General features: G+C 39.2%; 19 protein-coding genes. 16 read left to right on the top strand and 3 right to left on the bottom strand.

What is annotated here, in order from left to right; genetic code table 11:
• Nucleotides 1–4 precede the first annotated feature (4 nt).
• Nucleotides 5–1279, top strand: a complete 1275-nt coding sequence (gene purD, locus ACWATA_RS22985; protein WP_033580832.1) for a phosphoribosylamine--glycine ligase — start codon at nt 5–7, stop codon at nt 1277–1279.
• A gap of 30 nt (nt 1280–1309) precedes the next feature.
• Here purD and ACWATA_RS22980 read toward each other — a convergent pair whose 3' ends face one another.
• Entirely contained in the window at nt 1310–1567 is a 258-nt protein-coding gene (locus tag ACWATA_RS22980; protein WP_016762773.1) for a YgaP family membrane protein, read from the bottom strand.
• A gap of 102 nt (nt 1568–1669) precedes the next feature.
• On the opposite strand from ACWATA_RS22980, the gene ACWATA_RS22975 reads away from it, so the two are divergent.
• Together ACWATA_RS22975 and ACWATA_RS22970 are read left to right on the top strand one after the other, a co-directional pair.
• A complete protein-coding gene (locus ACWATA_RS22975; protein WP_034263936.1) occupies nt 1670–3418 on the top strand; it encodes an adenine deaminase C-terminal domain-containing protein in 1749 nt (582 codons plus the stop codon).
• Between the two features lie 147 nt (nt 3419–3565).
• Complete coding sequence (locus tag ACWATA_RS22970) at nt 3566–3871, top strand: YerC/YecD family TrpR-related protein (RefSeq protein ID WP_013055048.1); 306 nt, start codon at nt 3566–3568, stop codon at nt 3869–3871.
• A gap of 38 nt (nt 3872–3909) precedes the next feature.
• On the opposite strand, the gene ACWATA_RS22965 is transcribed toward ACWATA_RS22970, so the two are convergent.
• Nucleotides 3910–5292 (bottom strand): glycine--tRNA ligase, encoded by a 1383-nt coding sequence (locus ACWATA_RS22965; RefSeq protein ID WP_028412526.1) that lies wholly within the window; start codon nt 5290–5292, stop codon nt 3910–3912.
• Nucleotides 5293–5804: 512 nt separating this feature from the next.
• Here ACWATA_RS22965 and pcrB point away from each other — a divergent pair.
• From pcrB to ACWATA_RS22945, 4 genes are read left to right on the top strand one after another with little or no spacing between them, the layout of a single operon-like run.
• Nucleotides 5805–6503 (top strand): heptaprenylglyceryl phosphate synthase, encoded by a 699-nt coding sequence (pcrB, locus tag ACWATA_RS22960; RefSeq protein WP_033580830.1) that lies wholly within the window; start codon nt 5805–5807, stop codon nt 6501–6503.
• Between the two features lie 52 nt (nt 6504–6555).
• Nucleotides 6556–8781, top strand: coding sequence for a DNA helicase PcrA (gene pcrA, locus ACWATA_RS22955; protein WP_048021539.1), 2226 nt, complete (start codon nt 6556–6558; stop codon nt 8779–8781).
• A gap of 20 nt (nt 8782–8801) precedes the next feature.
• Entirely contained in the window at nt 8802–10808 is a 2007-nt protein-coding gene (gene ligA / locus ACWATA_RS22950; RefSeq protein ID WP_028412523.1) for an NAD-dependent DNA ligase LigA, read from the top strand.
• 13 nt (nt 10809–10821) lie between these two features.
• Complete coding sequence (locus ACWATA_RS22945; RefSeq protein ID WP_014461929.1) at nt 10822–12015, top strand: CamS family sex pheromone protein; 1194 nt, start codon at nt 10822–10824, stop codon at nt 12013–12015.
• A 55-nt stretch (nt 12016–12070) separates the two neighbouring features.
• On the opposite strand, the gene ACWATA_RS22940 is transcribed toward ACWATA_RS22945, so the two are convergent.
• Nucleotides 12071–12556, bottom strand: coding sequence for a DUF3920 family protein (locus ACWATA_RS22940; protein WP_047751762.1), 486 nt, complete (start codon nt 12554–12556; stop codon nt 12071–12073).
• A gap of 365 nt (nt 12557–12921) precedes the next feature.
• Between ACWATA_RS22940 and gatC the strand changes: the two genes are divergently transcribed.
• The 9 genes from gatC to ACWATA_RS22895 all read left to right on the top strand — a co-directional run bounded on the left by gatC (nt 12922) and on the right by ACWATA_RS22895 (nt 23712).
• Nucleotides 12922–13212: an Asp-tRNA(Asn)/Glu-tRNA(Gln) amidotransferase subunit GatC gene (gene gatC, locus ACWATA_RS22935; RefSeq protein WP_013055055.1), complete on the top strand. Its 291-nt coding sequence runs from the start codon at nt 12922–12924 to the stop codon at nt 13210–13212.
• A 16-nt stretch (nt 13213–13228) separates the two neighbouring features.
• A complete protein-coding gene (gene gatA, locus ACWATA_RS22930) occupies nt 13229–14686 on the top strand; it encodes an Asp-tRNA(Asn)/Glu-tRNA(Gln) amidotransferase subunit GatA (protein ID WP_013055056.1) in 1458 nt (485 codons plus the stop codon).
• A 14-nt stretch (nt 14687–14700) separates the two neighbouring features.
• Nucleotides 14701–16131 carry an Asp-tRNA(Asn)/Glu-tRNA(Gln) amidotransferase subunit GatB gene (gene gatB / locus ACWATA_RS22925; protein WP_013055057.1) on the top strand — a complete coding sequence of 477 codons (1431 nt, stop codon included), beginning with the start codon at nt 14701–14703 and terminating at the stop codon, nt 16129–16131.
• Between the two features lie 234 nt (nt 16132–16365).
• Nucleotides 16366–17298 (top strand): diacylglycerol kinase, encoded by a 933-nt coding sequence (locus ACWATA_RS22920; protein ID WP_028410196.1) that lies wholly within the window; start codon nt 16366–16368, stop codon nt 17296–17298.
• A 95-nt stretch (nt 17299–17393) separates the two neighbouring features.
• Nucleotides 17394–18767 (top strand): 23S rRNA (uracil(1939)-C(5))-methyltransferase RlmD, encoded by a 1374-nt coding sequence (rlmD, locus tag ACWATA_RS22915; RefSeq protein WP_047751760.1) that lies wholly within the window; start codon nt 17394–17396, stop codon nt 18765–18767.
• A gap of 175 nt (nt 18768–18942) precedes the next feature.
• Entirely contained in the window at nt 18943–19380 is a 438-nt protein-coding gene (locus ACWATA_RS22910; protein ID WP_049162726.1) for an SMI1/KNR4 family protein, read from the top strand.
• Between the two features lie 143 nt (nt 19381–19523).
• Nucleotides 19524–19736, top strand: coding sequence for a hypothetical protein (locus ACWATA_RS22905; protein ID WP_080974221.1), 213 nt, complete (start codon nt 19524–19526; stop codon nt 19734–19736).
• A 226-nt stretch (nt 19737–19962) separates the two neighbouring features.
• On the top strand, nt 19963–20778 hold the full coding sequence (locus ACWATA_RS22900) for a YitT family protein (protein WP_013055060.1): 816 nt from the start codon (nt 19963–19965) through the stop codon (nt 20776–20778).
• A 195-nt stretch (nt 20779–20973) separates the two neighbouring features.
• Nucleotides 20974–23712 carry a GTPase domain-containing protein gene (locus ACWATA_RS22895; protein WP_033580823.1) on the top strand — a complete coding sequence of 913 codons (2739 nt, stop codon included), beginning with the start codon at nt 20974–20976 and terminating at the stop codon, nt 23710–23712.
• Nucleotides 23713–23717 lie beyond the last annotated feature (5 nt).

Below are 23717 nucleotides of genomic sequence, written 5' to 3'. Positions count from 1 at the left end.
GAACGTGAATGTTTTAGTTATTGGAAAAGGCGGAAGAGAGCATACAATTGCATGGAAAGCTTCAAAAAGTCCACTTGTTAACGAAGTGTTTGTAGCACCAGGAAACCCAGGCATGAGAGATGTGGCAACGATTGTACCAATCGATGAAAGTAGCCAAGAAGAGCTTGTGCAGTTTGCAAAAGAAAATAAGATTGGATTAACAATTGTTGGACCAGAAAATCCGCTAATTGAAGGCATTGTTGATCGATTCGAACAAGAAGGTCTTCCGGTCTTTGGACCGCGCAAACAAGCAGCGATGATTGAAGGAAGCAAAAGCTTTGCAAAAGAGCTCATGAAAAAGTATGATATTCCAACCGCAGCGTATGAAACATTTACGTCTTACGAGGAAGCAAAAGCATATGTGGAAAAGCAAGGCGCTCCAATTGTTATTAAAGCAGACGGCTTAGCAGCTGGTAAAGGTGTAACTGTTGCTTTAACAGTAGAAGAAGCTGTAGATACATTACGTGATTTTCTAGTTGACCAAAAATTTAAAGAAGCAAGTGCCAAAGTAGTTGTAGAAGAATTTTTGGATGGTGAAGAATTTTCATTAATGGCATTCGTACGCGGGACAAATGTGTATCCAATGGTAATTGCACAAGATCATAAGCGTGCTTTTGACGGCGATCAAGGTCCGAACACAGGAGGCATGGGAGCTTACTCTCCTGTTCCGCAAATCAGTGATGCAGAAGTACAAGAGGCTGTAGAAAACATCTTACTTCCAATGGCTAAAGGATTAGCTGAAGAAGGCTGTGAGTATACGGGAATTCTATATGCTGGTCTGATTCAAACACAAAAAGGACCAAAAGTGATTGAATTTAATGCGCGTTTTGGAGATCCTGAAACACAGGTTGTACTGCCCCGTATGAAAAGCGATTTAGTCGATGTGCTTCTTCGCATTTTGAAAGAAGAAAAAGTAGAAATTGAATGGGATAACGAAGCAGCTATTGGAATTGTATTAGCCGCAGCGGGTTACCCAGAAGATTATCAAAAGGGTGCGCCAATTAACGGATTGGATGCGATCAGTGAAGACGCGCTTGTTTTCCACGCTGGTACGGCTTTAGAAAACGACACATACGTTTCGAACGGCGGCCGCGTTCTATTAGTAGGTGCCAAAGGAGCAACTCTTCAAGAAGCGCAGCAAGAAGTATACAAACAAATGGCTCATATCGATGTAGAAAAAGGCTTTTTCTATCGCAAAGACATCGGCCATCGTGCATTAGCAAAAGCAGCTTTAAAATAAAAAAGGAGAGCTCCGGCTCTCCTTTTTACCTTATGAAGGATTATACGTTTCTTCGTTTCCATTTGGATGGTGTTCATGTTCATCGTGTTTTTGACACGAATCATATGCGTACGTAAGGGGGCAAAAACGCGTGATGCCTTCTGCAACTTTTAAAGCTCCCATTAACCCTAAGAAGATGTATGAATCTTTGTACGGTCTGCGAGATAAACGAGATGTTGTCCAAGAAAGAAGGGTAAAGCCCAGTGTAAGTCGAATTAATGCGTTAACAATACCGATATTTGGTTTCATGTTTTATCACCTTTATTCATAAAATTAATAACAGTTTCTGAATGCGTTTACATCACGGATGTGTTACGATAAAAATACATAGTAAATTAGGGGGAATTTAGCATGCCGGAACAGAGATACCGCTGGAAAAGCAAACATATTAGACAGCAGCTTTTAGTATTAAACGGTCAAAAAGCACCAACTATTGTCTTAAAAGATGCAACATATTTGAACGCTCGAATGAAGCAGTGGAAAAAAGCACATATTTGGGTTTACCAAGATCGTATTGTATACGTTGGCTCAGAGATGCCTAAGCACACAGACGCTTCTACAGAGATTATAGACTGCAGTGAGAAATATGTGGTTCCTGGGTATATTGAGCCGCATGTTCACCCGTTTCAGTTATATAATCCCCAGACTTTTTCCCAATATGCAGCCAAGCACGGAACAACCACTTTATTTAATGATAATTTAATTCTCGCTTTACAGCTTGAACAAAAAACGGCATTTTCATTGATTGAAGAAATGAAAACGTTACCACAGTCACTGTATTGGTGGTGCAGATTTGATTCGCAGACAGAAATTGATGAAGAGGCTGATATCTTCTCACATACAAACATTACTTCTTGGCTACAAAATGAAGCTGTCTTACAAGGAGGCGAACTGACAAGTTGGCCGAAGCTTTTAGACGGAGATGATTTAATGCTTCACTGGGTTCAAGAGACAAAGCGGATGAGGAAGCATATTGAAGGACATTTCCCGGGGGCGTCAGCATTTACCTTAGCAAAAATGAAATTGCTCGGGGCAGACAGCGATCATGAGTCTATGACAGGGGAAGATGTTGTTGCTCGGTTAACGCAAGGCTATGACGTTGCTTTGCGCCACTCTTCCATTCGGCCAGATTTGCCAAAACTGCTGCAGGAGTTAAAAGAGCTGCAGGTAGATTATTTTGACCATATCACGATGAATACAGACGGTTCTCCGCCTTCTTTTTACCAAAACGGCGTGTCAGATATGTTAATTACATTAGCTATTTCAGAAGGAGTTCCCGTGTTAGATGCTTATAATATGGTGTCTGTAAATATTGCCCGCTATTACAACATGGAACATTTGCACGGGCATGTAGCAACAGGCTGTGTGGCTAATATTAATATTTTAGAAGATCCTATGCGGCCTACTCCGGTATCTGTCTTAGCAAAAGGAAAGTGGATGAAAAAAGAAGGCAAAGAACAAGCATTAGCCTCGGTAGAATTTCCTTGGGGAAAGTTTGGTTTTTCACCGTTAAAGTTAGACTTTGATTTAACGATGGACGATTTTCAATTTTCAATGCCAGTAGGCGTGAAAATGAAAAATGCTGTTATTATGGAGCCGTATTCAATTCACTTAAATGTGAGCGGAGATGTATTAGCCTCTGATCATGATGAAAGCTTTTTAGTGCTGGTGGACCGAGAAGGCAAGTGGCGCATCAATACGCTGTTAAAAGGATTTGCGACAAATGTATCGGGAATGGCGAGTTCGTTTTCAAATACAGGTGATTTTATTTTAATTGGAAAATCGAAAAAAGATATGATGTGTGCATTCAAACGTATGAAAGAAATTGGCGGCGGTATTGTTATTACAGAAGGTGAGAAAGTAGTATATGAACTGGATCTTCCGTTAAAAGGAGTCATGTCGAATCTGCCGATGGAAGAGCTAAGTAAACGAGAGGTGGAACTCAAGAAAGTGCTGGGTGAGCGAGGATACAAACACGATGATCCTGTCTATTCACTGCTGTTCTTTTCGTCTACACATTTGCCTTATATTCGTATCACGCCAGTAGGAATTTATGACGTTATGAATAAAAAAGTACTTTTTCCGTCTATAATGCGTTAAAATATAAAAGTATCAAAGGAATTTGAAATTTGTATGAAATTGGCTGTCTTCATACAGAATGAATGTATGTGCAAATAAATATAGAAACTGTATTTTATAGATAGAAACAACTAGTAAAGAAAGCCAATGATAAAGGAGTTCGATACGATGCAAATCAACAAACTACGAGGAAAAGAATTAGATCAGCTATTTCAAGCGATTTTATCATTAGAAAACATTGAAGAATGCTATCAATTTTTTGATGACCTATGTACAGTTAATGAAATTCAATCATTAGCACAGCGCTTAGAAGTAGCAAGAATGCTAAGAGAAGGCAACACGTACCATAAAATTGAGACGGAAACTGGAGCAAGCACAGCGACTATTTCCCGTGTTAAACGCTGCTTGAATTATGGAAGCGATGCGTATCAAATGGTGTTAGAACGCCTTCAAGAAGATTCAAATCAAAAGTAAAGCGTATGGCTGAAGCAGCCATACGCTTATTTTTTTAATTAAAATTGAGTTGCTTCTTCAATGATATTTTTCAGGTCGCTAATTGCTACACGTTTTTGTTCCATTGTGTCGCGGTTACGAATTGTTACTTGATTGTCTTCTAATGAATCGAAGTCGAATGTAATACAGAAAGGCGTACCGATTTCATCATGGCGACGGTAACGTTTACCGATTGAACCAGCATCATCGTAGTCAATCATAAAGTGTTTTGCTAAATCTTCAAAGACAGCGCGCGCTTCGTTAGAAAGCTTTTTAGAAAGTGGCAATACAGCAGCTTTAAATGGTGCTAAAGCAGGGTGAAGCTGCATTACTGTACGAGATGAGCCGTCTTCTAACGTTTCTTCTTCATATGCATCAATCATATAAGCTAGTGTTACACGGTCAGCACCTAAAGAAGGCTCGATGCAGTAAGGTACATAGCGTTCGTTTGTTTCTTGATCAACATATTGGAAGTCTTCTCCAGAGTGTTCCATATGCTGCTTTAAGTCATAGTCTGTACGAGAAGCTACGCCCCATAGTTCGCCCCAGCCGAATGGGAATTTGTATTCAAAGTCTGTTGTTGCATTACTGTAGTGAGAAAGTTCATCATCATCATGGTCGCGAAGACGAACGTTTTCTTCTTTCATGCCAAGAGAAAGAAGCCATTTGTTACATGTTTCTTTCCAGTAGTTAAACCATTCTAATTCAGTGCCTGGTTTACAGAAGAATTCAAGCTCCATTTGTTCAAATTCACGTGTACGGAATGTGAAGTTACCAGGTGTAATTTCGTTACGGAAGCTTTTACCCACTTGGCCGATACCGAATGGAAGCTTTTTACGCATTGAGCGCTGAACGTTTTTAAAGTTTACGAAAATACCTTGAGCTGTTTCAGGACGAAGGTAAATTTCATTTGTTGATGTTTCAGTTACACCTTGGTGCGTTTTGAACATTAAGTTAAATTGACGAATTTCAGTGAAGTTAGCTGAACCACACTCAGGACATGTAATTTCATGTTCTTTAATTAAGTCAGCCATTGCATCAAATGAAAGGCCGTCTACGATCATTTCAATGCCTTTTTCTTGAAGCTTTTCTTCAATTAATTTATCAGCACGGTGACGAGCTTTACAATCCTTACAGTCGATCATTGGGTCATTAAAGTTTCCTAAGTGACCAGAAGCTTCCCATGTTTTTGGATTCATTAAAATCGCAGCGTCTAAACCAACGTTGTATGGAGATTCTTGAATGAATTTTTTCCACCATGCTTTTTTAATATTGTTTTTTAATTCTACGCCAAGCGGGCCGTAATCCCATGTATTTGCAAGACCGCCGTAAATTTCAGAACCTTGAAATACAAAGCCGCGATGTTTGGCGTGAGATACGATTTGATCCATTGTTTTTGACATTCTAATTCCTCCTGTAAATGGTAGTAATTCAAGCGAAACAAAAAGAGCGGGTACAAAAAAACTCTCGTCCCTGGGCATATCAACAATATGCCCAGGGACGAGAGTTTTTCCCGCGGTTCCACCCTGGTTGATACAAAATGTATCCACCTTCGTCTGTATATACTCCAGATTGCCTTTTCCTTAAACCATTCTCTAGGCTCCCACCGTCCCTAGTTCGCTTTGTGAAGAGGATTTAAGTACTATTGATCCTTCAGCGTATATCATATGAATTTTAGTAGCTATATATTAGCATATCCTATGCAGAGAAACAATAACCTTGTGCAAAATGGGCTTTTTTTGTGATGTTTTCTTCCGGAATTTGAGGATAAAACCATATCTTTTATCCATATTTTTTGAAAACAAAAAACGTGATGAAAAGTTCGGTTTTCCTTTCATTTCACCCTCTTAGTTTTGTTATAATGAACAAATGGACGAGCGCGAACTTTTAAGTGTAAAGAAATGGAGGAACCTATATGTATGATATTAAAGAGTGGAGACATGTCTTTAAATTAGACCCTAATAAAGAAATTTCAGATGCAGATTTAGAAAAAATTTGCGAATCCGGCACGGATGCGGTTCTTGTTGGAGGATCAGACGGAGTAACTTTAGACAATGTGCTGCAGCTGTTAATGCGTATTCGCCGCTACACGGTGCCGTGTGCGCTAGAAGTATCAACAATTGACTCTGTAACGCCTGGTTTTGATTCTTATTTCATTCCGACCGTTTTAAACAGCAAGGATCCAAAGTGGATTGTTGACTTACATCATGCGGCGATGAAGGAATACGGTGAAATCATGGACTGGGATGAAATTTTTGTAGAAGGATACTGCGTACTTAACCCCGAAGCAAAAGTAGCTGCGCTAACGGAAGCGAAAACCGATTTGGATGCAGAAGATGTTGTAGCGTATGCTCGCATGGCTGAACGCATGTTTCATTTGCCCGTTTTCTATCTAGAATACAGTGGAACATATGGAGACCCTGCATTAGTGGCAGAAGTGAAAAATTCGCTAAATGAGACGAAGTTATTTTACGGCGGCGGTATTGAGACAAAAGAGCAAGCAAGTGAGATGGGAGAGCTAGCTGATACAGTTATTGTAGGAAATGTTATTTATACAAATTTATCGGAAGCATTAAAAACGGTAAAAGCGGTAAAAAAGAATATTGCACAGTGAAAAATAAATAAAGTAGAATAGAGAATATATGTTCGATATAGGCGGTGAAAACGTGAATTTTTTAAGTGAAAAATTATTAACAGGATTAAACCCTCAGCAGCAAGAGGCAGTTAAAACAACAGACGGACCATTATTACTTATGGCCGGTGCAGGAAGTGGGAAAACACGCGTATTAACGCATCGAATTGCGTTTTTAATGGCGGAAAAAGAAGTTGCACCTTGGAATATTTTAGCTATTACCTTTACAAACAAAGCAGCTCGTGAAATGAGAGAGCGTGTGGCAAGTATCGTTGGCGGAGTGGCAGAAGATATCTGGATTTCAACGTTCCACTCGATGTGCGTACGTATTTTACGAAGAGATATTGATCGTATTGGCTTTAATCGCAACTTTACGATTTTAGATTCAACGGATCAGCTGTCCGTTATTAAAAACATTTTAAAAGATCAAAACATCGACCCAAAAAAATTCGATCCGCGCTCGCTATTAGGAAGCATTAGTTCAGCTAAAAATGAACTGAAAGTAGCGGAAGAATTTGATAAAACAGCAGCAGGACCATATGAAGAAGTTGTAAGTAAAGTCTATAAAGAGTATGAAAAGCGTTTAAAGAAAAACCAAGCGCTCGATTTTGATGATTTGATTATGACAACGATTCAGTTATTTAAACGAGTTCCTGAAGTGTTAACGTACTATCAGCGCAAGTTTCAATATATTCATGTGGACGAGTATCAAGATACAAACCATGCACAATATATGCTGGTTCGCTTGCTAGCCGCACGATTTGAAAATGTATGCGTAGTAGGGGATTCAGATCAGTCTATTTACCGCTGGCGCGGGGCTGATATTACAAATATCTTGTCATTTGAAAAAGATTACCCAAAAGCCAAAACCATTTTGCTTGAACAAAATTATCGTTCAACGAAAACGATTTTGGCTGCGGCAAACGGCGTCATTGCAAACAATATGAATCGTAAAGTGAAAAACTTATGGACGGAAAACGATGAAGGCCAGAAGCTTTATCATTACCAAGCAATGAGTGAGCATGATGAGGCACAGTTTGTAGCACGTAAAATCAAAGAAGCAGTAGACAGCGGCAAACGTAAATATAGCGATTTTGCCATTTTGTATCGTACAAATGCACAGTCGCGTGTAATGGAGGAAGTACTGCTAAAATCCAATATTAACTATACAATTGTCGGCGGGATTAAGTTCTACGACCGCAAAGAGATTAAAGATTTGCTTGCGTACTTGCGCTTAATTGCCAACCAAGATGATGACATTAGCTTAGCTCGTATTGTGAACGTTCCAAAACGCGGAGTTGGAGCTACTTCAGTCGATAAAGTAGCCAATTACGGAAACGTTCATGACATTTCTATTTTCAAAGCGCTTGATGAAGTAGAATTGATGGGGTTAACGGGTAAAGCAACAAAAGCACTTCGTGATTTCCAATCCATGATTTCAAACTTAGCTCAAATGCAAGACTATATGTCTGTAACAGAGCTTGTGGAACAAGTATTAGAAAGAACAGGGTACCGTGAAGCGCTTAAAGTAGAAAAAACAATTGAAGCACAAAGTCGCTTAGAGAATATTGATGAGTTTTTATCTGTTACAAAAACGTTTGAAGAAGCAAGTGAAGATAAGAGCTTAGTAGCATTTTTAACCGATTTAGCGCTTGTTGCTGATATCGATAAGCTTGACGACGAGGAAGAAGAAGAGAACGAACAAGTGATTCTGATGACGCTTCACTCAGCAAAAGGTCTAGAGTTCCCGGTTGTTTTCCTAATGGGTATGGAAGAAGGCGTATTCCCTCATAGCCGATCGTTATTCGAAGATAATGAAATGGAAGAAGAACGACGCTTAGCCTACGTAGGGATTACACGTGCTGAACAAGAATTGTATTTATTAAATGCTCAAATGCGTACACTATTTGGTAAAACAAACGTCAATCCAAAATCGCGCTTCATTGGAGAAATCCCAAGCGAGCTTGTGGAATCTTTAAATGAAACGATGCGCAAGCCTGCTGCTGGTCGTTCAGGGGCTTCAGCTTCGCCGTTTGCAGCGCGCCGACAAGCGGCCGTGGCAAAAACGAAGCTTGTATCAACGGGCAGTGAATCGATTGGATGGAGCGTTGGAGATAAGGCCGAGCATAAAAAATGGGGAATTGGTACAGTTGTAAGTGTAAAAGGAGAAGGAGACTCAAAAGAATTAGACATTGCTTTTCCTAGTCCTACAGGTGTAAAAAGACTGCTTGCTAAATTTGCCCCGGTTACGAAAGTGTAATCGTGAAAAGGAGCTAGAATATGGAGTTTGAGACAGCAAAATCACGCGTTCAAGAATTACGTGACTTATTAAATCAATATGGTTATGAATATTATGTGTTAGATCAGCCATCTGTTCCAGATGCAGAATACGATAAATTAATGAATGAGTTAATTGAAATAGAAGAATCGTTTCCAGAATTAAAAACAGCTGACTCACCTACTCAGCGCATCGGCGGCCAAGTGCTCGATGCGTTTGAGAAGGTTCAGCATCAAACGTCTATGCTAAGTTTAGGAAATGCATTTAATGAAGAAGACCTTCGAGATTTTGATCGCCGAGTGCGCCAAGCCGTTGAAGACGAGTTTTCTTATGTATGCGAACTTAAAATTGACGGCCTTGCTGTATCTCTTCGCTATGAAGATGGATACTTAGTGCTGGGTGCTACGCGCGGAGATGGTACGACTGGTGAAAATATTACTGAAAACTTAAAAACAATTCGCTCGATTCCACTGCGAATTAAAGAACCGTTATCAATGGAAGTTCGCGGAGAAGCATTTATGCCGAGGAAATCATTCGAAGCACTTAATGAAGCAAAAATGGAAAGAGATGAAGTTCCGTTTGCTAACCCCCGTAACGCAGCTGCTGGCTCACTGCGTCAGCTAGATCCTAAAATTGCGGCAAAACGTAATTTAGATATCTTTGTCTATGCCATGACTGATACAGGAGAATTAGAAATCGACTCTCACAGCGAAAGTTTGAATTTACTCGATGATCTTGGCTTTAAAACAAATAAAGAAAGACAGACGTGTGAAACCATTGATGATGTGATTGCTTATATCGAAAGCTGGCAAACGAAACGTCCAGAACTATCTTATGATATTGATGGCATTGTTGTAAAAGTAGATTCATTTGATCAGCAGGCTGAGCTTGGAACAACGGCCAAGAGTCCACGCTGGGCTATTGCTTATAAGTTTCCTGCTGAAGAAGTTGTAACCAAGCTTGTAAATATTGAGCTGACGGTAGGCCGGACAGGTGTCATTACGCCAACAGCTATTTTGGAGCCGGTTCAAGTAGCAGGTACGACGGTACAGCGTGCGTCTCTTCACAATGAAGATTTGATTCGTGAAAAGGACATTCGCATCGGAGATTATGTCGTGGTGAAAAAAGCAGGAGATATTATTCCTGAAGTAGTGAATGTGATTGAAGAGAAGCGAACGGGAGAAGAGCAAGAGTTTACGATGCCTACTCACTGCCCTGAATGTGAAAGTGAACTGGTACGTTTAGAAGGAGAAGTTGCGCTTCGCTGCATTAATCCAAGCTGTCCTGCTCAAATTCGTGAAGGACTTATTCATTTCGTGTCCCGCAATGCGATGAACATTGATGGACTTGGTGAAAAAGTTATATCACAATTATTTCGTGAACAGTTAATTAAAGATGTAGCAGATATTTATACGCTGACAAAACAGCAGTTAATCGAGCTTGAGCGCATGGGTGAGAAATCTGCTGATAATTTGATTGCGGCCATCGAAGCTTCTAAAGAAAATTCACTTGAGCGTTTGCTTTTTGGTTTGGGCATTCGCCACGTTGGAGCAAAAGCTGCAAAGACGTTAGCTCAGCACTTTGAAACCATAGACAAGTTAACAAAAGCAACGTATGATGAATTAGTGGCAATTAATGAAATTGGTGCCAAAATGGCTGATGCTATTGTCGCTTACTTTACACAAGAAGAGGTTCAAGAACTTATACATGAATTAAAAGAGTATGGAGTAAACCTTACATACAAAGGACCCAAGCTTGTAAGTGTAGAAAATGTAGATTCTGTTTTTGCTGGTAAAACCGTTGTATTAACAGGTAAGCTTGAACAGCTATCTCGCAATGAGGCAAAAGCACAAATTGAAGCACTTGGCGGTAAAGTCACAGGAAGCGTAAGTAAAAAGACAGACCTTGTTGTGGCAGGGGAAGAGGCTGGTTCCAAACTGACAAAAGCTAACGAGCTTGAAATTGAAGTATGGGATGAAGCAAGGCTACTTACGGAATTAAATAAATAAGAGGTGTGTGTAGTTGAAAAAGATATTGTTACTTTCTCTTGCGGTCATGCTTGTAACTTCAGCGTGTGCACCGAACCTTTCGGACGATAAAGAGACTGTTCAACAAACCAACAACAAGAAAGAAAAAGCAGTTATTCCGAAGTATAGTATTTCAGACGATTATTACCGAACAATTCTTCCATTTAAAGCGGGAGTGGCAAGAGGCTTAGTAGCAGCAAACTTAAATAACCGCTTGGATGCGCAAGAATTTGAAACAGGCTTAATGCGCTTATCGACAGATAGCTATTCTCCGAAAAAATATGTGTATCAAGAAGGCCAGTACCTTGATAAAGATACTATTCGCTCATGGTTAAGCCGTAAGCTGAGTGATAAACAGTTTAAAGATCTTCAAAGCAAAACAAAAGATGATACGGCGAAAAAGAAGCTTAAAAACAATGGGTTAAACCCAATTGATACAGAAAAAGGCGATTTGAAAACTCGTAACGAAACAAGTCCAATGTACTTAGCGAACATTACTGAACAAGACTACCTTATTCAAGACGGAGACGACAAGGTAAAACTTGGAGGCGTCACAATCGGCTTAGCGATGAATTCTGTTCATTATTATACAGAAGAAAATGGTTATGCACGTGAAGTGAAGCTTACAAATAAAGAGATTGAAGCGCAAGGAAAGCAAATGGCAGATGAAATTGTTAAGCGTATGCGCAACATCAAAGGCTTAGAAAATGTGCCAGTTCGAGTAGCATTATTCAAACAAAGTGCTAAGTCCTCTTTAACACCGGGTAACTTTATAGCTGTCGGAAATGCAGGTTCAAATGATACGGCCGTTGGCAGCTGGGATAATTTAGACGAGCAATATTATTTATTCCCATCATCAGATGCAACAAAAGATCACCGAGATGATGCGATGAAGTTTGATGAGTTTAAAGCGCAAATCGAAGACTACTTCCCAAACTTTACAAGCGTAGTAGGGAAAGGGTATTACAAAGATGGACAGCTTCAAAAAATGACGATTGATATTCCCGTACAATTTTATGGAAAAGGTGAAATTGTAGGATTTACTCAGTACGTTGCTGGTTTAATGCTTGATCATTTCCCTTCATATATGGAAACGAGTATCTCTATTAACTCAGTAAGCGGACCGGAAGCTCTTATTGTTAGAAAAGCAGATGAAGACAAGCCGTTCGTTCATATTTACGAAGAGTAAGCAAAAAAAGACACTGCTCAAGCAGTGTCTTTTTTTAATTCTATGAAATTGCCTCCTATGAAGAAATGGCGTGAGAATTTTGTCTCGTAAACTTAGCAAGATAATAAGCAGCAAATGCAAATGCATCTTGTTCGGTTGTCCGCTCTTCATACGGGCGCTTTTTATCCAGCTCAAATTCTTTCTGATAATAAGGGATGTGATCTTGAATATAGTGACGCAGCTCGTGAAAGATGGTTTCAACAAGCGGAAGGTAGTCATCAAATTTAAAAATAAATATAATGCCGACTTCTCGCCAGTAAACACCTGAGGCAAACTGCAGGTATTCTGCTTCTTCTTCTCCAAGAGCGGAGACAATTTTATTGGCTTCACATGAATCACAAAAAATGATAGGAATATGAAAGGCTTTATTTAAACAAGCAAAAACATCTTTTTGCAAGGTGGACAAATCCCACTTGAATTCTTCATCTAATACAAACCATCTTCCGCTTTGCTGATACACAGGGCGCTGGTGGATGACTGACTGTATAAGTATTTTATTCAATTTTTATAGCACCTCTTTTACGGTAAAGTAGTTATTCGTTTTCTTTACTTTCCCAAAGACTAGTGAAATTAAAACATGGTGGTGTGTTCTTCTAAAGCATGTTTCTCTTTCTATCTATCTTTTCTAAAAAGAAGGTTATTTTATACCTATGCAAGAGAGAAATATTTTATGACAAAGGAAAAGTATGGAATGTTGTTTGAATGAAATAGATTTGGTATAAAATAGAAGTGATAAATGTAAGCCCTGTCTTGTCTGGCGGGGTTTTTAATATTTTAGGAACTAGTCTCAGAAATGTTGCCTGTTGCTAGTGAAGTTTGGTATTATCAGTATATTGTAGTGGGACGAATATTCGGAGGTGAAGGAACATGTCAAGAATTTCTGTTGATCAAGTAAAACACGTTGCAAACTTAGCGAGACTTGCGGTGACGGATGACGAAGCAGAACTATTTACAAAACAATTAGATGCTATTATTACATATGCAGAACAATTAGATGAGCTAGATACTACAAATGTAAAACCAACTTCTCACGTATTGGATATGAAAAACGTGATGCGTGAAGATAAGCCAGCTAAAGGCTTACCAATTGAAGACGTAGTAAAAAACGCGCCAGACCACAAGGATGGCTACATTCGAGTACCAACTATTTTAGAATAAGGAAGGAGGCTTTACGATGTCTTTATTCGATCGTAAACTTTCAGAACTACATAGCCTTTTACACAAGAAAGAAGTACGTGTACAAGATTTAGTAGACGAATCATACAAACGTATTAATGAAGTAGATGATAAAGTAGGTGCGTTCTTAGCGCTTAATGAAGACAACGCTCGTGCTTATGCAAAAGAGCTAGATGAAGCATTACAAACAAAAGATGAATTTGGCCTATTATTTGGTATGCCGATCGGTGTAAAAGATAATATTGTCACAAAAGATTTACGTACAACTTGCTCTAGTAAAATTCTAGCAAACTTTGATCCGATTTATGATGCAACAGTTGTTCAAAAACTGCAGGCAGCTGAAGCAGTAACAATCGGTAAATTAAATATGGATGAATTCGCAATGGGTTCTTCAACTGAAAACTCAGGTCTTCAGTTAACGCGCAACCCATGGAATTTAGATTACGTACCGGGTGGATCTAGCGGTGGTTCAGCTGCAGCTGTAGCAGCAGGAGAAGTTCCGTTCTCTTTAGGTTCTGATACAGGTGGTTCAATTCGTCAGCCAGCTGCTTATTGCGGTGTTGTTGGATTAAAACCAACGTATGGTCGCGTATCTCGTTACGGATTAGTGGCATTCGCATCTTCTTTAGATCAAATCGGACCAATCACAAATTCTGTTGAAGATAATGCATACTTACTTCAAGCAATTTCAGGCGTAGACCCAATGGATTCTACTTCTGCTAATGTTGATGTACCGGATTATGTATCTGCTTTAACAGGTGACGTAAAAGGCCTTAAAATTGCTGTTCCAAAAGAATACTTAGGCGAAGGTGTGGGCGAAGAAGCTCGCCAGTCTGTTTTAGATGCACTAAAAGTGTTAGAAGGACTAGGCGCAACTTGGGAAGAAGTATCGCTTCCACACTCTAAATACGCATTAGCTACGTATTATCTATTATCTTCTTCTGAAGCGTCTGCTAACTTATCTCGTTTTGACGGCGTTCGCTACGGATACCGTACAGATAATGCTGAGAACTTAATCGAAATGTACAAGCAGTCTCGAAGCGAAGGCTTTGGAAACGAAGTAAAACGCCGTATCATGCTTGGGACATTTGCGTTAAGCTCTGGTTATTATGATGCTTACTACAAAAAAGCACAGCAAGTACGTACGTTAATTAAGCAAGACTTTGAGTCTGTATTTGAAAACTATGACGTTATCATTGGACCAACTACACCAACTCCATCATTCAAAATTGGTGAGAAAACAGATGATCCATTAACAATGTATGCAAACGATATTTTAACAATCCCAGTAAACCTTGCTGGAGTACCTGGTATTTCTGTGCCTTGCGGCTTATCAAATGGATTGCCATTAGGGTTACAAATTATCGGTAAGCATTTCGACGAAAGCACAATCTATCGTGTTGCTCATGCATTCGAACAAGCAACTGAGCATCATAAAGCGAAACCAGCACTGTAAGGGGTGAGATAAAGATGAACTTTGAAACGATTATTGGTCTTGAAGTACACGTTGAGCTTAAGACAAAATCTAAAATTTTCTCAGCAAGTCCAAACGCATTTGGTGCGGCTCCAAATGCTAACACAAGTGTAATCGACTTAGGTTATCCTGGCGTACTACCTGTGTTAAACAAAGAAGCAGTTGATTTTGCAATGAAAGCGGCGCTTGCGCTAAACTGTGAAATCGCAACAGATACAAAGTTTGATCGTAAAAACTATTTCTATCCGGATAACCCAAAAGCTTATCAAATCTCTCAATTTGATAAACCAATTGGCGAGAACGGTTGGATTGAAGTAGAAGTTAAAGGTGAAACGAAGCGCATTCGTATCAACCGACTTCATTTAGAAGAAGATGCTGGTAAGTTAACGCATACAGGCGATGGCTATTCACTAGTAGACTTCAACCGTCAAGGTACACCTCTAATTGAGATTGTATCGGAAGCAGATATGCGTTCTCCTGAAGAAGCATATGCTTATTTAGAAAAACTAAAATCAATCATTCAATATACAGGCGTATCTGACTGTAAAATGGAAGAAGGTTCACTTCGCTGTGATGCCAATATTTCTTTACGTCCAGTTGGACAAGAAGAGTTTGGTACAAAAGCTGAGCTAAAGAACTTAAACTCATTTAACTATGTGCGCCGCGGTCTTGAACACGAAGAAATTCGTCAAGAAAAAGTGTTATTGTCTGGTGGCCTAATCGAGCAGGAAACACGCCGTTTTGATGAGTCTACGGGTGAAACAATTCTGATGCGTGTAAAAGAAGGATCTGACGACTACCGCTACTTCCCAGAGCCTGACTTATTAGAATTACACATCGACGAAGAGTGGAAAGAACGCGTTCGTGCTTCGATTCCTGAACTTCCAGATGCTCGTAAAAAGCGCTATGTAGAAGAGCTTGGCTTACCTGCTTATGATGCAATGGTATTAACGCTAACAAAAGAAATGTCTGATTTCTTTGAAGCAACACTTGCTGCAGGCGGAGATGCTAAGCTATCTTCTAACTGGTTAATGGGTGAAGTTTCTGCTTACTTAAACTCAAATCAAAAAGAACTTTCAGATGTAGCATTAACACCTGAAGGTCTAGCTGGTATGATTCAATTAATTCAAGAAGGTACAATTTCGTCTAAAATTGCGAAAAAAGTATTCAAAGAATTAATTGAAAATGGCGGAGATGCAAAGAAAATTGTAAAAGAAAAAGGTCTTGTACAAATTTCTGATGATGCAACTTTACGTAAATTCGTAACAGATGCATTAGATGCAAACCCTCAATCTATTGAAGATTTCAAAAACGGTAAGGATCGTGCAATCGGCTTCTTAGTTGGTCAAATTATGAAAGCTTCAAAAGGTCAAGCGAACCCACCGATGGTTAATAAAATTCTTTTAGAAGAAATTAATAAACGCTAAATTTGATAACTAAATGTGAGGTGGGTATCCATCTCACATTTATTATGAGTAAGGGCGATCGCGCTGAAGGTATGAATAAAAACCGAAACGTGAATATTGTATATCAAGGTTAATTTCTTTATAATATGTTTGTTCATGCCCCCTCTTGTTGATGATGTAATGTGAGGGGGCATTCTTTCACTGATAAAAGTAGGCAAAGATTTGTGACAAATTATCATTATTAGGATGATGAATATGAAAAGAGCGAGAATTATTTATAACCCGACATCGGGCCGTGAAATTTTTAAGAAAAACTTACCGGAAGTTTTGCAAAAGCTAGAGCAAGCAGGCTACGAAACATCTTGTCATGCTACAACTTGCGCTGGCGATGCAACAGAAGCTGCCAAAGTAGCAGTAGAGCGCCGCTTTGATGTTGTAATTGCAGCCGGTGGAGACGGTACCATCAATGAAGTCGTAAACGGTATTGCCGGACAAGACTATCGTCCGCAGCTAGGTATTATTCCTGTTGGAACAACCAATGACTTTGCTCGTGCCATTAATGTCCCGCGTACAATTGAAGGCGCTGTTGATGTTATTGTAGAAGGTGTAACGAAGCCAATTGATTTAGGCTGTGTAACAAACGACGGAGAAACGCATTACTTTGTAAATATCGCCGGAGGCGGCCGTTTAACTGAATTAACGTATGAAGTGCCAAGCAAGTTAAAAACAATGCTTGGACAGCTAGCTTACTATTTAAAAGGCATGGAAATGCTTCCTTCTATTAAACCAACATCCGTTGAAATTGAGTATGACGGAAAATTCTTTGGCGGCGAGATTATGTTCTTCCTCGTTTCCTTAACGAACTCAGTCGGCGGTTTTGAAAAGCTGGCACCAGACTCTTCTTTAGATGACGGCATGTTTGATTTAATTATTTTAAAGAAAGCAAATTTAGCTGAGTTTATTCGAATTGCGACACTTGCGCTGCGAGGAGAACATATCAATGATCCTCATATTATTTATACAAAAGCGAACCGTGTTAAAATTCATACGAATGATAAAATGCAGCTAAATCTAGATGGCGAGTACGGTGGGTTATTGCCTGGGGAATTTGTAAACTTATATCGCCATGTAGAAATCTTTGTTCCAAAAGCAACAGCTGAATTGATGGAAAAAAATGAGATCGCCTAATTGCGATCTTTTTTCATGCTTTCCTTTGTTTGGCTTTCGCTCTTATGGTACAATCAGTTCAGCATTTTCAAATGACTAAAAGGATGTAACGATAAATGGAAAAATTAAAACCACCTGTAGAAAAAAATGAATATATAGATGTTGCGTTTGAAGATTTAACGCATGACGGAGCGGGTGTAGCGAAAGTGAACGGATTTCCTATTTTCGTTCAAAATGCGCTGCCCGGCGAAAGCGGCCAAGTAAAAGTCATTAAAGTAAAAAAAGGCTATGCGTTTGGCAAGCTTATCAAGCACCATACAATTAGTGAGCAGCGTGTTGAAGCACCCTGTCCGGTATACAAGCAGTGCGGAGGCTGTCAGCTGCAGCATGTAAGCTATGAAGGACAGCTGCAATTTAAACAAAAGCAAGTAAAAGACGTCATGGCGCGAATTGGCCATTTACCTGACGTTCCGGTACATTCGACGCTAGGAATGAACGATCCTTGGCGCTATCGAAACAAAGCTCAAGTTCCCGTAGCAGAGCGAGAAGGCGGTTTGGTCGCTGGGTTTTATCAGCAGCGAAGCCACGATATCATTAACATGGATGCCTGTTTGATTCAGCAGCAGGCAAATGATGATGTTGTTCAAGCTGTCAAATCAATCTGTGAAAAGCATGGGGTTTCTGCTTACCAAGAACAAAAGCATAAAGGCTCGCTTCGTCATATCATGGCGCGCTACGGACTTGTAACGGGTGAAATTATGGTTGTAATTGTGACTCGTACAGCTGAGTTGCCAAACAAAAAGCGTATTATAGAAGACATTATCGAAGCCGTGCCGAACGTGAAATCAATTGTTCAAAACGTCAACAGCAAGCGCACGAACGTCATTTTAGGGAACCAAACGAACGTACTTTGGGGAGAAGAATATATTTACGACTATATCGGCGACGTTAAATTTGCCATTTCAGCAAAATCATTCTACCAAGTAAACCCTGAGCAAACGAAAGTGCTTTACGACAAAGCGCTCGAGTATGCAGATTTAACAGGAGAAGAAACGGTCATTGACGCCTACTGTGGAATCGGAACAATCTCGTTATTTCTCGCTCAAAAAGCGAAAAAAGTATATGGCGTTGAAATCGTGCCTGAAGCGATTGAAGATGCAAAGCGCAACGCTGAGCTAAACGGTATTCACAACGCTGAATTCGAAGTAGGCGAAGCAGAGGTCGTCATTCCAAACTGGTACAAACAAGGCATCAAAGCGGACGTCATCGTCGTAGATCCACCGCGAAAAGGATGCGACGAAGCCCTTTTAAATACCATCATCGAGATGAAGCCGAAAAAAGTTGTCTATGTTTCATGCGGACCAGCAACTCTTGCGCGTGATCTAGCTATTCTAGAAAAAGGCGGCTATGAGACGGTTGAAGTTCAGCCTGTTGATATGTTCCCGCATACGACCCATGTGGAGAATGTGGCGGTGCTTACATTAAAATAAGAAAATTGTTTAAAACACCACTATCATTAGGAATGGTAGTGGTATTTTATATTGGCTTTTATTTTTAATACAGTACGGAATATACTAAAAGATTTATAGAGAAACAAATAAAAGCAATTATAAATGGGAGTAAAAAGATTCCTAAATATACATAAGGCAAAATGGATGAAGCAAATTGATTACGTGGGAAACGGATGAAAAAGAGGTAAGTTTAGAAACCATTTTAGATGTAGAAAAAGCATGGGATGTATTATTTCCAATTTACTTTATGGAATGTGTAACAAAGTATCATGGTGGAGAACCTTCAGCTGATGGATTTAATGTTGGAAAGAGAGAATGTTCTTTTTACCAATTACTAAGTTTTAATCAGGAGAAAAAGGATTACATTTTAAACGTGTACCATGATCTTAAATGCCAGCTAGTTGATGGTATTTACCCATTTGGAGATGACATAGCGGATAACCATGTATGTTTTGACTACCGTTCTAACTCTCAGCGGCCTCTTATCGTTTTTATAAATCATGAACTAGCATATGAGAATCCTGAAAGCAGTATTTTTTTCGTCGCCCATTCATTTGAAGAATTTATTAATGGTCTATATGAAGAAGAATAAAATTAAAATAACTTTCCACCAAGAGGCTGGGACAAAAGTATTTTAACCCAAGTAAAAAACGAACCATTAATTAACATGTTTGATTCGTGGTTTATTTTTTTGTTAGGGCAAATAAGTGTCGTCTGTTTCGTTCCTTTTAGCAGTTGATTGGAGGGCAAGACGAAGACTCCTGCGGGAAAAGCGGAATAGGTGAGACCCCGCAGGAGCGCAAGCGACGAGGAGGCTCAGCGGCCGCCCGCGGAAAGCGAAGTCTTGCACGGAAATCAACTGCGGTTCCATACAAGCTCATCTATACTAGTTGTTCGCCTTTAAAATACATTCATTTCATTATGATGTCTCAACCTCTTTTAGGTTAAATAAGTACGGAAAAGGTAAAGGTAGCATTTCTATAACAAAAGCAGCAAAAGCTTGATATAAAAGCATTATCCGCTTGTATGTCCGTTTTATTTTGCCGTTTGTCCACCCCACCAACACAGCAAATTTCTGAATATACTTTTTTTAAGGTTTTCAATATTTTAGGAATTATAATAAAGAAGCAATAAATGAAAACATTATATTTGTGGTAAGAGGTGAAGGGACATCATGTATAGAGCAATTGCTATTATAGCGGGTTCTGTGTTAATTGGATTTGCATACAATTGGTTTTTAATCCCCCATAAAGTGCTAAGCAGCGGCATTAGCGGTATTGCTATGATTATAGGAATTTTAACGCCTGCAAGCACGGGAACAATGAATTTTTTGTTGAATTTACCCCTTTTAATTATTGGTTTTATGAAGTTAGGAAAGCGGTTTGTTTTACATACGCTGCTGTCCGTTGTGGCTTTATCAATTGCTTTATACGTGATTCCCTTGAGAGCTGTTAGTACAGATCCTATTCTGTCAGCTGTTTTTGGAGGAGTTTTAACTGGAATTGGCGTAGGGTTTGTTTTTCGTCAGTCAGCCTCAACAGGTGGATTTGATATTATTGCGATGCTTCTTACGCATAAAAAAGAATTTCCGCTTGGCGCTATATTATCAGCGATGAATGCCGTGGTCGTATTTGTTTCAGGTTTCTTTGTGAATTGGGACGCGGCTTTATATACGATGCTTTCGATTTTCGTCACAGGAAAAGTAGTGGATGCGATTCATACTCGCCACATTAAGCTCACGTTAACCATTATTACGAGAAAAGGCGAAGAAATGAAGCAGCAGCTTCTTACGAATTTGGTGCGCGGTGTGACGTTAATGAACGGTGAAGGAGCTTATTCAAGAGAAGACCGTAAAATATTAATGACGGTGATTTCACGCTATGAGCTTGCAAACCTCAAGCAGTTAATTCAATCTGTGGATCCTGAAGCTTTCGTAAATATTACGGAAACGGTAGAAGTAATGGGGCTGTTTCGACGGGATGCCTATTAATATATTTGTTATTTCAGCGCCGATTTATGATAAATAGCCATTTTTATAGTATAAAAGTTATAAAAAAAGCCTTAAGAGTAGTTCTTGAGGCTTTTTTTGCGTAAAATATGAGTAAGAAAATATCGTGTATGAAAAGTATAAAAAAGGGAATTTGATAGAGTACATAAAATATTGACATCAAAAAGGAGAGACTATATGACGGTAGAATATCAGTTAACGAAAAAGAAATATTACGAAACGTTTATGCAAGAAAATGAAAATCAGCCGCCTGTAAAAGTCCTTGGACAAGCTTATTACGAAGAGCAGCAAAAAGAGTGGTACGACTTATCGCTCATTCGCTTAGCTCAGGGAGAAGTGTACTTCCACAATCAAGATTTTGAATCCGCGATTTTTAAGTGGGAGAATGTAAATGGCGAGTTTAAGCTGTGGGCGAAGAAAAATACAGCCGACGCACATTATGAATTGGGGTTGTCTACGCTCGCTGAAGAGCTTTACCTATCCATCGAAACGGATTCAAAAGTATTAAAAGCTGAAATAGCGCTAAAGCTGTTTTCGCTTTATACGGACCATAACAATATTGAACGAGCTTATGAAGTTATTAACGAGCTGGTTGCTTCTCAGCCGGATTATCCAAACGTCACGGCGATTGCGCGAAGATTTTATGAAGAGCAAGAAGATTTTAATAGCGCAGTGGAGCTTGCAGTAGATGAGTGTATTCGAACAGAATCGCTGAATTGGTTTGCGGTATTAAAGACTTACGTAGATAAAGGATATACAGCAAACTTTATCCCTAACTATTTTTATCAAGTGATGATTTCATTTTACAAAGTGGACCAAGTATATTTCAAACAGCTTGTCTCAGCTTTATGGAAACAATATAAGAGTCAGCCTCCTTATCTTGCTTGGATTAAAACCATCAATGATATTTTCTTGAATATTGAAGTGGGTCTCTATGATTATTGGCAAGAGATTTCAACTCTTTATCAAGAGACGTACACTGACTTAATGGAAAGTGATCATTCTGTAAAGGAATTGCATGAAGTCATTCCGAACGTATTAACAAACTGGCTTAAAATTACTAATAAGTCACGTGCGTTATTTCCGTCTGCGGCCGTGCTTTCATGGAATGAAAAGTTTCCGTCAACTATTGATACCATTACAATCGAAAATGCAGGCAGATTAATTTTTGAGGCGCGTAACGACATTGATGGTCTTGAATATCACTACAAACTTTGCCATGGCATTATTAAATGGGCTAATGAAAATGGTTTAGAAGTGGGGCACACCTTTAAATGGTGGGTAGACTTTTTATTAGATGCTCATACGACACACTTATTAATTACAGGAACAAATGCTGCAACGTCTTCATTTGTGGGATCGATTACAGAAGAAAAGGTACCGCAAAATCATGAAACAACCTTTGTGTTCATTCATGATGAAGAAGAATCTATCCAGCAAATCGCTGATCAAGAAATCATTCCGATGGAAACGATTGACGGAGCGGAGCAATCTTCTCACCAGGCGCTTGTAGAAGTGAAAAAACCTTTTGCGTTCCTTGATAAGCATAATTGTTCATGCATTGTTACGCCAAGCTTTACAGAACAAGAGGCGCGTGAGCAGGATGCATTTAAATATGCTCCTTTAGCAGATGGTTTACTGTTTGTGCTTGATGCAAAAGAATCGCTGCTTGATGAAGAAAGAGAATTATTGCTGGAGATTAAAGAATATGCGCCAAATACGCCAGTTCATTTTGTCATCAACAATATGGACAGTCTTTATAATCAAGCAACGATTGAGCGAATTACAAAAGAATTTGAGGCAAGCATTGGCGCTGATTTCCCACAGGCGCATGTATTAGCCTATACGCCTCACTACGTATCGAGTCAGCACCACGGAGACTTGGCTCAGTTTATTAAAGCTAATTTCTATTACGATCCAAACGACGTTGGAGTAGAAGAGCGTGCGCGCAGACTGCTGTTCTTTATTCAAAGCATGCTAAAGGGCTTAGTGGAGAAGAGAAATCACACAGAAAATCATTTGATTGAAAGTATTAAATGGAACGAAGATATGCTTGTGCGATTAAATGGCTTCTTGCATCGAGTGGATGACTTAGAACAAGAAAAAGCAAGTAGTATTGTTTCGGCTTATCACGGCATCAAAGAGGATATCAGCAAAAAGCTAAAAAATAAAATTCCTCGTTTACTCAAAAAGTCTTCAGAATTAGTGAAGGAAGACAGTGATTTTAGTACGGTTCATATTGAGCTGAATAAACAAATGAACATGCGCGTGGAAGAGCACTTGCAGCAAGATGTTCTACCTAAGTTCCGCATTTCTTTAAAGGACTGGATTGCTACATCAAATGAAGAGCTGATTGCGAGTCAAGTAGATATTGAAGAAGTAGCAGAGTCATTAAATAAGATGTACAATGAGCAAAAATTAACGTTAGCCTGCGATTTTAAAGTGCTGGACGACTGGCGCCGCGACGTTAATCGTATGGCTAATCGGGTTCAGCTGGATGAAGAAAATATTTTACTTCGCGTTAATCCAACGCAGCTTTTGTTAAAAGGAGCAGGAAAACTGTTTTCTTCCATTCTTCAAAATCAAACGCTGCTTTATAATCAATATAAAAAGTACATTGAAAGTCAAGACTATCAAGATATCACAGAATCTATGCTGGCAAAGTTTTTTATGCAATTTAATTTATTTGAGAAAAATTTAGAAGTTGATATTGAACTATTCTTTGAAAAGCCAAAAGAGGTTCTAAAAGAAACGATTGAAGAAACACAGGCGCATATTAATGAAAATCAAGACGTATTAAGTCATATGAAAGCCAATCCTGAAGCTTACTATGATCCGTTAACATTATTCCAGCTTCGCTTGCGTCAGTATGAGTTAATGGTTAAAGCTACAGAAGAAGTACACTATAACGTCTAAAAGGT

Source organism: Priestia sp. USM5 (assembly GCF_058323215.1).
The sequence above is the reverse complement of the archived record's forward strand: the minus strand, read 5'-3'. Positions and strand labels throughout refer to the sequence as shown.